The sequence below is a fragment of the Parabacteroides gordonii MS-1 = DSM 23371 genome (assembly GCF_000969825.1).
In the GTDB taxonomy this organism is placed as follows: Bacteria; Bacteroidota; Bacteroidia; order Bacteroidales; family Tannerellaceae; genus Parabacteroides; species Parabacteroides gordonii.
In genome coordinates this window covers 1554942-1569738 of the sequence record NZ_KQ033920.1, presented here as the reverse complement: position 1 = coordinate 1569738, position 14797 = coordinate 1554942, and the positions used below count along the sequence as shown (strand labels likewise).

Below are 14797 nucleotides of genomic sequence, written 5' to 3'. Positions count from 1 at the left end.
TGAAATTTGATTGAATTAAGTAAAAAAATCAATATGAATACGATATTACGAAACTTTATCAGCATTTTCCGCCGCTTCCAGATGGCCATTTTATTGAATATTCTGGGGTTGAGCATTGCTTTCGCGGCATTTATGGTGATCATGATGCAGGTGAGTTATGATTATACGTTCGATTCCTGTCAGCCGGAATCCGAAGCAATCTACCGGATGGATATGCAATACCAGGGAGAACTGATAGCAGTTATGAGCCGTCCTCTGGCAAGGGCTTTTACAGAATCGTCGCCGCATATCAAGGCCGGAGCTCTTATGACATTATGGGATTCCGACAGGTTTTACAGTATCGAACGGAACGGTGAGATACAAAATTTTAAGGATCCGATTGCGACAGTGACACCCGACTTTACCCGTGTTTTCCATTTCGATATGGTGGAAGGCGATGAAACAGCGCTGGAACAACCAAGTTCAGTCATGATTCCTGAAAGTATAGCGCATCGCCTGTTCGGTAATGAATCGGCTATCGGTAAACAATTGATGAGTGGGACATCGGGAAAGGTAGTCGCTACCGTCAACGGTGTTTTTAAAGATTTTCCCCGTAATTCATCTGTCCGCAATATAATTTATATGCAGATGGATCCGAAAGAAAATTACGATGAGTGGGGCAACAGTAATTATTTTTTCTTTTTCCGCATGGATGATCCGGCAAATACGGAAGATGTGAAGGAAAACTTCAAAAAGAATTTTGATAAAACAAAAATGGCCGGTTCTGATCTTGACTGGGAAAGAGATAAAATCGACCTGCATATTACTCCGCTTACCCAATTACATTTCCTGACCAACGTTTCTTACGATTCGATGCCGAAAGCCAGTCGCCAGACGGTACAGGTGCTATTTGCCATCGCTTTCATAATACTGCTGATTGCCGGTATCAATTTTACAAACTTCAGTACGGCATTGACGCCGATGCGTATAAAGAGTATCAATACGCAGAAGGTGCTCGGTAGTTCAGACGGCCTGCTGCGGCTGAGTTTGCTGGGTGAGGCAGTCATTATCAGTTTTGTGGCATATTTGATTTCGCTGGTGGCGTTGCACCTGGCGGAAAATTCGTTTATTGCTTCTCTGGTGGATGCCGATATGTCTTTCGGGGCGCAATGGAAAATTATCGGTGTTACAGGAATCATAGCTTTGTTGGTCGGTGCGTTGGCAGGGGCTTATCCGGCCTGCTACATAACCTCTTTCCCACCGGCCCTGGTGTTGAAAGGAAGCTTCGGGCTGTCGCCTAAAGGACGTGCGTTGCGGAGTACGCTGGTTAGTATTCAGTTTATAGCATCCTTTATCCTGATTATCGGTTCGCTATTCATGTTCCTGCAAAACCATTATATGCAAAGTGCGCCGCTTGGATACGATAAGGACGAACTGATTGTTATCGAGCTGAACGGTAAGATCAATAAAAACCTGGATGTGTTGGAAAGTGAAATGAAAACATTTTCAGGGATAGATGCTATCACGTGTGCAGACCAGATCTTGGCGAGCCGGGACTATTATATGGGTTGGGGACGGGATTATAAGGACAGGAATATCGATTTCCAATGTATCCCGGTTTCCCCGAGTTTCTTGCATGTCATGGGAATAAAAGTAATTGAAGGTCGTGATTTCCGGCAGGAAGATGATTTGAAAGATAAAGGAACATATATCTTTAATGAAAAGGCACGCGAGATGTATGACCTGGTAGTGGGTGAGTTGGTAGAAGGGGAAGAGATTGCCGGAATTATTCCAAATATCAAGTTTGCTTCTTTCCGTAACGAAGTATCGCCAATGGCTTTTTATATCGGAGGAAAGTATTGGAAGGGAAATGACGGGGTCCGCTATTACAGTACAGCTTATGTAAAAGTAAAAGCCGGTAGCGACTTATGGGGTGCAATGGAGCATGTAAAAGCTTCGCTGAGCAAGATCGATCCTGTCTATCCGTTCAAAGTTTCTTTTTACGATGAGGTGTTGCAACATACGTACGACAAGGAGTTGAAGATAAGTAACCTGATAACCCTGTTCAGTCTGATCGCTATATTTATCTCTGTTGTCGGTGTTTTTGGCTTGGTCATTTTCGAAAGTGAGCACAAACGCAAGGAAGTGGCAGTACGGAAGGTATTAGGTTCTTCTACTTCAGAGATACTGTTTATGTTCAACAAAAGCTATCTTTTGATCCTGTTGATCTGTTTTGTTCTGGCGGCTCCGGTTGCTTTCTATGGCGTGTACTGTTGGTTGGAAAACTTTGCTTACCGTACGCCGATATATTGGTGGGTATTTCTGGTAGCCTTTGTTATTGTTTCGGCCATCACTTTTATAACAGTTACTTACCAGAACTGGCAGGTGGCCAATTCGAATCCGGTGGAAAGCATAAAGTCAGAATAAGAAGGCTTTATATATTTCATTATCAATGTCTAATAATTTGACATCAGTGTCTAATTATTAGACATTGTTGTTTACTGATCGATTGCGTAATTGTTTGATATGTTGCGTATTACTGTTTTGGCATGCAATTTGAATGTTTATAACAAAACATAAATGATAATGAAAACAATACTAAGAAACTTCTTGAGTGTGCTGCGTCGTTTCAAGATGGCTACCTTTTTGAATGTGGCCGGACTGGCAGTGGCTTTTGCTGCTTTTATCGTTATCCTGATACAGGTAAATTATGAACGTAGTTTCGACCGCTGTCATTCTACTTCTGAAAGGGTATTCAGAGTGGAATTAGGAACTCCCGGAACATTTGGCCTTATTATGCCTCGTGGATTTGTTGAGACTGTTATGAATTCGTCTCCGCATATCGAAGCCGGATCATTGATTTATCCATATAATCCGGCAATTTATTTCTCAGTTATAGAGAATGGGGAAAAGATCGGTTATCGTGAACCGGTATATACCTGTAATCCCGGAATTACTCGTGTCTTCGATTTTCCAATACTGGAAGGAGATATAGACTGTCTGAATGATCCTGATAAACTGATCTTGCCCGAAAGTACCGCACGTAAAATATTCGGTAATCAGCCGGCTGTAGGTAAGGTGTTGCATGCCGAAGAAGCCGTACAGACAAAAGATAACCGGGAGTATACAGTTGGTGCTGTCTACAAAGACTTTCCGGGCAATACCCAGGTGAGGAACCTGATTTATACGGCTATCGGGCCGACCTTCCAGCGGGATAATTTCGAAGCTAGTAATTTTGCTTGTTATGTATTGCTGGATGATGCCGGAGCTGCCCAAGATGTAATTGATAACTTCAATACTCATTTTGATTTTGGTAAGATAGGTAAAAAGGACGAGAAGCTCAAACTGACTCCATTGACTGATATTTACTATTTGAATGAAAGCCAGGATGGTATGATCTTCCGTAGCGGGAATAAGGAAGTGACTCTGTTGCTGTTCTTTATAGCATTATTGATCATTATTGTTGCTGCCATCAATTTTACTAATTTCAGTACGGCCCTGACGCCTCTTCGTATCAAAAGTATCAATACTCAGAAAGTATTGGGTAGTTCCGATACATTATTACGAAACGCTTTATTGGCTGAAGCTGCTATTGTCAGTCTTATAGCCTGGTTGATCAGTCTGGTGTTGGTTTGGATGCTTGGCGAGGCTACTGCTTTACCATTTGTGGAGGCTGATCTGAGCATTCAGAAGAATTTGCCTATTGTCCTGCTTACCGGACTTGTTGCATTGGTAACAGGTGTGGTTGCCGGATTATATCCTTCCTGGTATGTGACATCTTTCCCGCCTGCATTAGTGCTGAAAGGGAGTTTCGGACTCTCTCCTTCGGGTCGTAAACTGCGTACGGTTCTGATTAGCGTACAATTTATAGTCTCCATCCTGTTGATCATCGGAGCCAGCTTCGTCCGGTTGCAAAATGATTATATGCGTAGTTTCTCACTTGGTTTCGATAAAGATCAGATCGCTATCGTAGAGCTGAGTGGAGAACTTTACACTAAACACCATGAAACGTATGTAAATCGGTTGAAAGAGTTTCCCGGAATTGAAGATGTTGCCTTTGCAATGGAGAAAGTTGCTTCAAAGGATGGATATAATACCAATGGAGCAGTATTGAAACAAAAGGAATTCCACTTCTTTATGATTATGGCTTCATCAAATTTTCTTCGGGTGATGGGTATTCCGATTGAAGAAGGACGTGATTTTTCTTTGTCTGATGAATTATCGGAAGCTCCTGTTTATATATTTAACCATACGGCTAAATTAGCTGTAGATATGGAAACGGGAGATATTCTGGAATCCTGGATACCGGGACGAATCGTAGGGTTTACCGAAAACGTAAAGTTTACTTCACTTCGCAATGGAGAGAACAATATTGCTTTTGTGGTGGGGAAGATCCCTTACCCGATGCCTGTTTCTTATGTCCGTCTGAAAGCAGGAACCGATGCACATGCGGCTGTCAATCATATCCGTAAAACATTGGCAGACATTGATCCGGCTTATCCGTTTGATGTGCAGTTCTATGATACGGTATTCGATAATCTGTACCATAAGGAGGAAAATCTGCGTAGCCTGATAATGGTCTTCAGCATACTGGCGATTATCATATCACTTGTGGGGGTATTTGGTTTGGTAGTATTTGATACGCAGTATCGCCGGAAAGAAATCGGCGTACGTAAGGTGCATGGTGCGACTAACGGAGAAATATTGGAGATGCTCAACCGCTCCTATATTTATATTGTGCTGATTTGTTTCGCTTTAGCTGCACCGGCTGGCTACTATAGTATTAGAAAATGGTTAGAAAGTTTCGCATATAAAACACCGATGTACTGGTGGGTATTTCTGGTAGCTCTACTTGTTGTGCTGATCATTACGGTCGTGACAGTGACGTTCCAGAGTTGGCGGGCGGCGAATGCCAATCCGGTAGATAGTTTGAAATCGGAATAAGTATTCGTGTTCAACAAAACAGGTTTGTTATAAAACCTGTTTTGTTGTAAAACCTTATGAGATACGATACAAAAAAAGGATACTCCACAATAGGAGTATCCTTCTTCTTACTGATATATAATAATATAATGTCAGCTAATTAATTTCTGGGAAGTGCTTCTTTTACTACCATTGCACGGCCTGCATATTCTGCACCGTTCAATTCGTTGATAGCTTTCTGTGCTTCAGCATTGTCAGGCATTTCAACAAAAGCAAAACCTTTAGATCTTCTTGTGTCACGGTCGATAATTAATTTTACAGAATCAACTGTTCCGTACTCTTCCATAACTTCTTTCAAATCTGATTCCCTAACATTATAGCTAAGGTTTCCAACATACATGTTCATAAATATAAAAATAAAAAAATTAATAATAGCGGCAACAGATGTTCAATATGCTTTCAAACTTCTTGTTGTTCGCGATGCAAAGGAACGTAAACTATTTGGATAAAACACTATGGTTCTCTATTATTATTTAATAAATATATCTTTTTTGTGAAATAAGGCCATTAATTAATGGAATACAGGTGTTTTATCGTTTTCCTACTCTTTGATAGGTATAATTCCGTTTTGTCTACTTTTCTTTTTTATTTGTTCCCTCTGTTCTTTTAATCGGTTCCCTTCTTATAAGCAAGGATTGGCCGGAACTTCGTAATATTGCAGTGGAATAAATTAAATGGAAAAAGAATGAATAACCTTAAACAATCCAGGAGTAGAATACCTGTCCTGAGTGCCCTGATCTTGTTACTTTTCGTTGTAACACTGAATGCCCAAACGGCTAAGCTGCACCAGGTGGCAACAAACGATTGCGGTGTAAATGGTAAACAGCCGTTTCTGGTAAAAGGGGATAATTACACGATGCCCGGCGGGATAGACGGAAGCGCAGCCGCAAAGACCTGTAATTTCGGTGGAACAGTTATCTATGCTTTCGACCGGATGGATATACAGGCCGATTATCAGCTGGAAGTAGTCTATCTGTCTGATAGCGAGCGTCAACAACGGATCATAGCTGATGGAAATGAAGTGCAGTCACCTGTTACCCTTGAAGCTGGGAAGGAACAACGCTATAAGATCGACCTGCCGAAGAAAGCATTTGCCTATGGCCAGCTGGTTCTGATATTTGAAGTGTTGAAAGGGCCGAACGCCCTCGTGTCGGAACTGAATCTTTACTCATCGAACCCCAGGAAGCCGATCCCGTTTGAAGGCGAACAAAAACAGGCATTGGTGAATACACAGACCTATAAGATCGATACGGAGGTGGATGCCGAAGAACATCTACCCGTATATGCAACCATTCCTTATAGCGTTCCGGGGGTGTACAATCCGGTACTTTCGCTGAATGGAACCTGGTTGTTTAATCCGTCTCCGAAAGCTGATTTTTATACCGGTAAAGCGACAGATGCAAACTGGAACCCGATTGTCGTTCCCGGACAGTGGTCGATGCAGGGATTTAAAGTCGATTCAGCCGGCTTTGGCGGTTATCAGACGACATTTACTTTACCCGCAGACTGGAAAGGGAAGCAAGTGAAACTACGTTTCGACGGCGTATCCAGCGAATGCGTAGTCTGGCTGAACGGGAAAGAGATAGGTTCTCACATGGGAGGTATGACTGCGTTCGAGCTGGATGCGACCGGTGCTTTGCAACAGGGCGAAAACAGATTAGCACTGAAGGTTCGTAGTGAATCGCTGGCCGATATGCTGGGTAGCCTGACGCAGTATGCCGCTCACCAGATAGGAGGGATAACCCGCAAGGTAACTTTGTTTGCCGTACCCGAAGTACATATTTCCGACCTGCGTATCGTGACCGACCTGGACGACCGGTATGAAGATGCAGACCTGAAAGTCTATCTGGCCGTTACGAATGCCGGAAAGAACACGGAAAAGAATGTCGCTGCACGTTTGTCGATTACCGGGCTGCCGGTGGTGCTGGATCAGTCGATACCGCAACTGGCTCCGGGGGAAACCTGGACAGGGTGGCTGAACGGTAAGGTCGCTAATCCCCGGAAATGGGATAACGAACATCCGCATTTATATACGATGAAGGTGGAACTGGGCACTGCCGACGTTACTACGGAACAGATCGAAAAACGTTTCGGCTTCCGTGAAGTGGAAGTAAAAGGCAACCAATTGCTGGTGAACGGAAAAGCCGTTAAGTTGAGAGGAGTCTGCCACCACGAAGCCCATCCGCTGACCGGACGTGTCTTGACTCCCGAACTGGAGCAGAAAGATGTGGAACTCTACCGGGCTGCAAACTGTAACTTTATCCGTACCTCGCATTATCCACCCTGTGAAGAACTGCTGGATTTTTGCGACGAGCTGGGAATGTTTGTGGAAGTGGAAGCGCCGGTTTGCTGGATCGGCCACCATGCCAACGAAAACTGGAAGACGCTGAATTACCGCGATAGTAAATATTATCCCTATGTCCTTCAGTCGAATATGGAAACGATCCAGTTCTACCGCAACCATCCGTCTGTTATCTTCTGGTCGATGGCAAACGAGTCGTACTGGAACGAGGAGTTTGCACAGGTGGAAGTCTATGTGAAGAAAGCCGACCCGACTCGTCCGCATACTTTCCACGATCAGGCATACGGCGGTTTTAATAACCAGGGAAGCACGGCTCCGATAGCCAATATCCATTACCCGGGGCCGAACGGTTACAAGGTGGCGGCCGAAAGCGAACGCCCGATGATTTACGGTGAATACTGCCATCTCAATGTCTACAACCGGAGCGAACTGGTGACAGACCCCGGCGTACGTAGCGACTGGGCGCTGGCCTTGTCCCCGACATGGGATAATATGTATAAGACAGCCGGAGTGCTGGGTGGTTCCATCTGGTCGGGTATCGACGATATCTTCCAGTTGCCTGACGGGGATGCGGTGGGCTATGGCCCCTGGGGGCCGATCGACGGCTGGCGTCGTCCCAAACCGGAATATTATGATATGAAAAAGATATACAGCCCGATCCGCGTGCATACGGAAAAGCTGTCTCCTGCCCGTGAACTGACTGTCGATCTGGAAAACAGATATACTTATACCGACTTCAACGAGTTGCAGATCAGTTGGAAGTACGGTAACGAACAAGGCATCTCTTTCGTCTCCATCGAGCCCGGCCGAACCGGACAGATACGCATTCTGATCGCTGATCCGCAGCAGGCAAACGAACTTTATCTCTCGTTTACCGATCCGCGCGGTTTTATGGCGGACGAATATATCATTCCCGTTGGAAAACAGGTACAGAATGAGTTGCCGGAACTGGCCCCGGCTGCTACCCAACTAAAGAAAAGTAACGATAAATACCGTATCACCGGCAAGAACTTCACCTGTGAAGTAGATCGTACCACCGGACAAATCCTTTCCCTGAGACAAGACAAAGAGGAAATCCTGAACGGTGGTCCGTGGCTGATGGCGCTTCCGTTGAATGGTGGCGGCTGCTATCCGAACCATAATGCAAACACCCCTTTGTTTAACGACATCTGTACGGAGTGGAAAGTGTCTGAAATAGAGGCAACGAAGGCCGGCGACGACGTAGTGATCTCCGTAAAAGGTAGTTATAAGGAGTTTGAAGGCGGCTATCAGTTGCATATAAACGCAGGGGGGAAGCTCTCCGTTACGTATTCGTTCGATGCATTAGCCGATGTCAACCCCCGTCAATGGGGATTGGTATTCGAAGCTCCGGCCTCTTTCGATAAAACCTTCTGGCGTCGCGATGGCCTGTGGAGTGTATATCCTGAAGATCATATCAGCCGTCCGGTAGGAGAGGCCGACCTGTTCTATTCCGGCTTGCCTTCGCATATTGATCCGCGGGTAGAACCCACCTGGTCATGGAGCCTGGATTATAATGAATTGGGAAGCAACGATTTCCGTTCTACTCGCCGTAACATCTGGTATGCCGGACTTGTCGCCCCTTCCGGAAGTAAGGTAACAGCCGCATCCAACGGCCAACAGCACTGGCGTTCATGGCTGGAAAAAGACAGGATCCGTTTCCTGGTTGCCGATTTCGTAACAGCCGGCAATGAAATGTTCCTGAACAGCTATTATGCCCCGTTCAGAAAACCGCTGAAAGCGGGCGATACGATTGGCGGGACGATAACGCTTAGAGTGGAGTAGCCAGCGATCGAAAGATTATCCATCTTCAGCCTTTATTCGTCTATTTGTTATTCAGATCAAAAACTCTTATTTTGCATTCTAAATATCACAGAAGACAATACCATGAGAAAACTTACCTTATTATTTGCGGCGATAGGCTTTGTCATGACAGCCTATGGTCAATCGAGCGTAACCTCAAAGGAGTGGGGCAGTAATGAATATGCCGGAATATGGAAACTCTCTGTGGGCACTCCGGAGAAGATCAATCTGTTGAGTGAACTAGATATAACTCCGAAAAAAGAAGCATTGGAGCAGATGCCGGAAAGTATCTTGCCTATTTCCCGTTCTGATGTAAAGACGGAACTGAGGGATGGTAAAACCTATATCAGCTTTCCGCTGGAAAAAGGGGAGAAGATATTCGGTCTGGGACTCCATTTCAAAACCGTAGAACAACGCGGCCGCATCATGCGCCTGCACATGGATCATTATGGCGAAAACGATAACGGCCGCACGCATGCGCCGGTTCCTTTCTTTGTCTCTTCCCGCGGATATGGCGTGCTGATCAATTCCGCCCGTTATATAGATGTATGGGTGGGAACGGCAGTCCGGAAGGACAGCCCGAACGCTCCGGAGGAAAAAGACCGTAATGCCGATCCGTCCTGGCCTGCACAACCCTATTCAGATAATATAGAAATACTGGTTCCTGCCACAGGAGTCGAACTATTGCTTTTTGCCGGCCCGACGATGCTGGATGCCGTGCGCCGGTATAATTTGTATAACGGGGGAGGCACATTGCCTCCCCGTTGGGGATTGGGCTTCTGGCACCGCACGCCTACGTTGTTCTCCGACCGGGATGTGAAGGATGAGGTCGCCGAGTTTGAAAAGAGAGGTTTCCCGCTTTCCGTGATCGGCTTGGAACCGGGATGGCACACGAAAGCCTATCCTTGTACCTACGAATGGGATAAGAGCCGTTTCCCGGATGCCCCCGGCTTCGTAAAAGAGATGCTGGATAAAGGGATTGAGCTGAATCTGTGGATGAATCCTTATGTTTCCAAACATAGCGAAGTATATAACAGGATTAAATCGTATACCGGATCGCATACCGTCTGGTCGGGTGAAGTGCCCGATTATTCCATGCCGGAAGTACAACGCATTATGACCGACCATTTCAGGAAACATCAGGTAGATATGGGAGTGAGCGGTTATAAAATGGATGAAAACGATGGCTACGACTCCTGGCTCTGGCCCGACGTGGCCACCTTCCCTTCCGGAATCCCGGCGGAACAGTTGCGCAACCTGTACGGTTCCCTGATGCAATATGCAACGACCAAGATGTACCGTGAGCAGAACAAACGTACCTACGGACAAGTCCGTGCCGCCAACGCCGGAACCAATTCCTATCCGTACGTGCTGTATAACGACTATTACGATCATAAGGGCTTTATTACCGCCCTGATAAACAGCTCCTTTATCGGTGTGCTGTGGACGCCTGAAGTCCGTTCTTCCAAGACGTCCGAAGAATGGTTGCGCCGCATGCAGACTGTCTGTTTTTCTCCTATCGCCCAGTTGAATGCGTGGGCGGACGGCACAAAGCCCTGGACATTCCCCGATGTAGAAAAGGAAATTAAAGAGATAGCCCTGCTTCGTATTCAGTTGATCCCTTATTTATATTCAGTTTTTGCCGATTATGCTTTCTACGGGACACCGCCTGTACGTGCCATGAACCTGGAAAATGGTTATGCCATCGAAGCGGAAACGGAACAGGGAAAGCTGGATGCAACGGAAAACCCGTACGCAATGGCCATACGCCGTGAAGTGAAAGACCAGTTCATGGTGGGCGAAAACATACTGGTTGCCCCTTTGTTTACCGGACAGAAAGAACGCAAAGTCGTCCTTCCGCAAGGTAAATGGTATGATTTCTATACCGGAAAACTGGCGGGCGAAGGAGAAGTGATTACCGTTAAGCCGACCGACTCGAATATCCCCGTATACGTAAAAGACGGCGGTATCATCCCCTTATGGCCGGCTATGGCTAAGTTTACCGACCGGCAGTATCCGTTGGAAGTGAGACATTATGGAACGAAACCGGGCACTTTTTCCCTCTACGACGACGATGGTAGTTCGTACGATTATGAAAAAGGAGCCTTTACCCGTATCGATCTGAACGTTACGGTAGATAAGAAAGGCCGTAAGAAAGGAAAAGCGATCGTTCCGAAAGGAAAGAAAGTTTGGTCGTTCAGCGAATATAACTTCCGGTTTATGACCGAATAAGGCGGACACTATTCATACCACGACTGCATTCCTTTCATACCATAGTTGGTTTCCGTGCATACCACAGATGGATTTCTTTCATACCACAGCTGTGGTATGAATAAGGAATGCAGTGCAGGCTACTGGCACTGCCGGATAAAATCACTCCATGACAGCCCTGACTGACTATATCAGAAACATAAATATATATGAAACTTACTAAACTAGTATCTATCGCACTACTTCTTTTAAGTCTGGACATCCCGACGCAAGCCCAGCAAGTGGAATCTCTGAGCGGAACCTGGCAGTTCAGGCTCGATCCGGAAGACAAGGGATTGAAAGAAAACTGGCAGAGCGCCGCTTTCTCCGATCGTATCGTGCTGCCCGGAACAACGGATGAGGCCGGTTACGGAGAGAAGACTTCCGGTTCGGATTTCGGTATCCTGACACGGGCTTATAAATATTACGGCCCGGCATGGTATTCGAAGGAAATAGAAATTCCTTCCGAATGGAACGGGAAATACATCCGGATGGAACTGGAACGTGTCTTGTGGGAATCGCGTGTCTTTCTGGACGGAAAGGAGATATCCGTGCAGGATGCTTTGTCCACTCCGCACTGGCATGACCTGGGGTATCTGACACCCGGTAAACATCAGCTGACTATCCGTATCAATAATGATATGATCTATAATATTGGGGATAAAGGGCATGTCTATTCCGAGTATACGCAAAGTATATGGAATGGGGCGGTCGGACGCATCCGTCTGGTGGCATCCGATCCGGTTCGCTTCTCCAATCCGCAGGTGTTTACCCGTACGACCAACGGCCCCTGCACCTTGCAAGTGAGGGATACGCTTATCAACGAGTCGTCCCGGAAAGTTCCCGCCCGCATCACTTGGCAGCTGACCGACCGGGAAGACGGTGCCGTCGTTTATACCCGGACGACCGAGCAACTGTTGCAGAAAGGATTGAACATCCTGGACTTTGAAGCCACCATGCCGGAGAATATCCGTCTTTGGAATGATATCACTCCCAATCTGTACGTACTGAAAGTCACCCTGGAAGATAAGAAGAAGCAGTTCGACAGCCGCGAAATTGAGTTCGGTTTCCGTGAAGTATCCCACTCCCGGTCGAAGATACTGATAAACGGCAAACCGGTCTTTCTGCGTGGCAACCTCGACTGCGTGCATTTCCCGCTGACGGGTTATCCGTCCTGCAAGGTGGAAGATTGGGAAAAGATATTCCGTATCTATAAAGACTATGGGCTGAACCATGTCCGTTTCCATTCCTGGTGCCCGCCTGAAGCCGCTTTCGTTGCTGCCGACCGTCTCGGTATTTATATCCAGGCCGAAACCATCTGGATCGACTGGTGGATGTCGTCCGAGCAGAAAGACAGGCCGGAAATGAATACCAAAGGATATCCACAGGGATTGGGTAAAAATCCTTCGGCAGACCGGTATGTGCAACAGGAGTTGTCGCGTATGATCGATGCTTACGGCAATCATCCTTCTTTTGTGATGCAATGTATCGGAAACGAACTGGGTAACTCTGATTTCGAGGTGATGGAGTCGTGGATGAAACCGTTGAAGGAGAAGGATTCCCGCCGCCTGTATTCCGTATCGACTGCCCGTAAGATCATGCCGGTCGATCAATATATGGCTACCCATTATATCGACGGACTGGGAAGTGCCCGCGGATTAAAAGGTGGAGCGTCTACCGCCTGGGATTTTGAAGAGGTTTACTCAAAGTCTGCTATCCCCGTTCTATCTCATGAGATCGGACAATGGCCTGTCTATCCCCGTTGGAGTGAGATAAAGAAATATAAAGGTGTACTGAAAGCGCGCAACTTCGAGGAGTTCCGCGAGCAGGCACGTAAAAATAAGATTGAAGAGCAGAACGAAGCATTTGTTGCGGCATCGGGTGCACTCAACCAGATCATGTATAAATATGAGATCGAATCGTTCCTGCGTACTCCTTCCTGTGCCGGAATCCAGTTGCTTAGTATGCAGGATTATCAGGGACAGGGAGAAGCACTGGTCGGTTGGCTGGATGTCTTTTACGATAGCAAGGGTATCACTACGCCCGAACAGTTCCGTTGTCACCACGACAGTACGGTTCCGTTGCTGCGTTTCCCGAAATATGTCTGGACGAATGACGAACCGTTTACGGCTGATATTCAGCTGGCTCATTACGGTTTGGCTCTCCTGCATGACGGGCTTTACTGGAAGCTGAAAGACGAACAAGGTAATCTGATTGCTTCCGGTCGTACGGCATCCCGCACGTTTCCGGCCGGCAGTTCGGAGATCGCAGGTACGGTTTCCTGCGACCTGTCTGCTGTAACGGCTGCACAGAAGCTGACTGTTGAGGTCGGCCTGCAGAACGAGGCTATCGCCAACACCTGGAATATCTGGGTGTTCCCGGCAAATGATAAAGTGGAAACCGGAGCAGTTTACGTCACCGACCGCATGGATGCCGAGTGTCTGAAACGTCTGGAGAAAGGGGAGAAGGTGCTCTTGCAGGCTTCAGCCCTGGGCACGGAAGAAACCTGCGATAAGATCAGTTTCTATCCTTTATACTGGTCGCTGACCTTCTTCCCCGGACAGGGAAAGAATACGATCGGGATGATCGTCCGCGATAAACATCCGCTCTTTGCACAGTTCCCGACCGATTCGCATAGCGACTGGCAGTGGCAATCCATCTATAAAGATGCCCGTGCTTTCTATATCAACGACTATCCGGAGACTTACAAGCCGATCGCCCAGCCTGTCGACGATTTCCACCGGAATAACAAACTGGCGTCTATCTTCGAACTGAAAGTAGGAAAAGGAAAATTGCTGGTCTGCGGTTTCGACCTGCGGGAAGAGACGAACCCGGCTGCCCGCCGGTTGAAGGGTAGCATCCTGCATTATATGAATTCAAACAATTTCAATCCGGTTTACGAAAGGGATATCACCTCTTTGCAGAAGATGTTTACCTATGTGGAACCGTTGAAGAGCACTGTCACCGGAGAGTTCCGCAACGCTTTGCTGTACATCGACTGCGGCACGACCGATAAGGTGGAGGCACGTAAAAAAACGACTTATAAGGTCACTCCGTCCTGGCAGAGTGAAGAGCTGACGTTGACGATCGATTGTCCGTCGGGCATTATTGGTTCCCTGTATGTCTGCTTTGCCGACAAGGATAAGAAGGGACGCACCGGACATATCCTCTTTGAAGGACGTGCCTATGAACTGGGCAAGCAAAAGGAAGAGGAAACCTGGATTAAGCTGCATGTGATGCGCGAAGATTCAAACGACGGGCAGCTTGTCCTGAAAGCAAAAGTGAAGGAAGGTGCCGACCTGGTGATATCCAAAGTCGCCTTGATGGAAGAATAAATAAGTACCGGATTATGCAAAATCAGGAGAATGTTTTGCATAATCCGGTATTCTGCCTAAATAGACTGACAAGTAATATATTAGGGAAGATTTATTCTTCTATATTTGTATTAGTTAGATGAACATA

General features: G+C 46.6%; 6 protein-coding genes. 5 read left to right on the top strand and 1 reads right to left on the bottom strand.

The features are described 5' to 3' along the window. Positions 1 to 33: 33 nt before the first annotated feature. On the top strand, positions 34 to 2406 hold the full coding sequence (locus HMPREF1536_RS23470; RefSeq protein WP_028727318.1) for an ABC transporter permease: 2373 nt from the start codon (positions 34 to 36) through the stop codon (positions 2404 to 2406). 159 nt (positions 2407 to 2565) lie between these two features. Continuing rightward, positions 2566 to 4923, top strand: coding sequence for an ABC transporter permease (locus tag HMPREF1536_RS23465; RefSeq protein WP_028727319.1), 2358 nt, complete (start codon positions 2566 to 2568; stop codon positions 4921 to 4923). A gap of 139 nt (positions 4924 to 5062) precedes the next feature. Here HMPREF1536_RS23465 and HMPREF1536_RS23460 read toward each other — a convergent pair whose 3' ends face one another. Then, positions 5063 to 5308: an RNA recognition motif domain-containing protein gene (locus HMPREF1536_RS23460; protein ID WP_028727320.1), complete on the bottom strand. Its 246-nt coding sequence runs from the start codon at positions 5306 to 5308 to the stop codon at positions 5063 to 5065. 339 nt (positions 5309 to 5647) lie between these two features. Here HMPREF1536_RS23460 and HMPREF1536_RS23455 point away from each other — a divergent pair, with 339 nt between their 5' ends. From HMPREF1536_RS23455 to HMPREF1536_RS23445, 3 genes are all read left to right on the top strand, one after another. Beyond that, complete coding sequence (locus HMPREF1536_RS23455; protein WP_028727321.1) at positions 5648 to 9067, top strand: glycoside hydrolase family 2 protein; 3420 nt, start codon at positions 5648 to 5650, stop codon at positions 9065 to 9067. Between the two features lie 102 nt (positions 9068 to 9169). Beyond that, on the top strand, positions 9170 to 11317 hold the full coding sequence (locus HMPREF1536_RS23450) for a TIM-barrel domain-containing protein (RefSeq protein WP_028727322.1): 2148 nt from the start codon (positions 9170 to 9172) through the stop codon (positions 11315 to 11317). A gap of 188 nt (positions 11318 to 11505) precedes the next feature. Further along, on the top strand, positions 11506 to 14670 hold the full coding sequence (locus HMPREF1536_RS23445; protein WP_028727323.1) for a glycoside hydrolase family 2 protein: 3165 nt from the start codon (positions 11506 to 11508) through the stop codon (positions 14668 to 14670). The last annotated feature ends 127 nt before the right edge of the window (positions 14671 to 14797 follow it).

Bases quoted from the DNA above. Each gene is read 5' to 3' on its own strand.
- HMPREF1536_RS23470 (WP_028727318.1), top strand. From the start codon at position 34: ATGAATACGATATTACGAAACTTTATCAGCATTTTCCGCCGCTTCCAG.
- HMPREF1536_RS23450 (WP_028727322.1), top strand. From the start codon at position 9,170: ATGAGAAAACTTACCTTATTATTTGCGGCGATAGGCTTTGTCATGACA.
- HMPREF1536_RS23445 (WP_028727323.1), top strand. From the start codon at position 11,506: ATGAAACTTACTAAACTAGTATCTATCGCACTACTTCTTTTAAGTCTG.
- HMPREF1536_RS23455 (WP_028727321.1), top strand. From the start codon at position 5,648: ATGAATAACCTTAAACAATCCAGGAGTAGAATACCTGTCCTGAGTGCC.
- HMPREF1536_RS23460 (WP_028727320.1), bottom strand. From the start codon at position 5,308: ATGAACATGTATGTTGGAAACCTTAGCTATAATGTTAGGGAATCAGAT.
- HMPREF1536_RS23465 (WP_028727319.1), top strand. From the start codon at position 2,566: ATGAAAACAATACTAAGAAACTTCTTGAGTGTGCTGCGTCGTTTCAAG.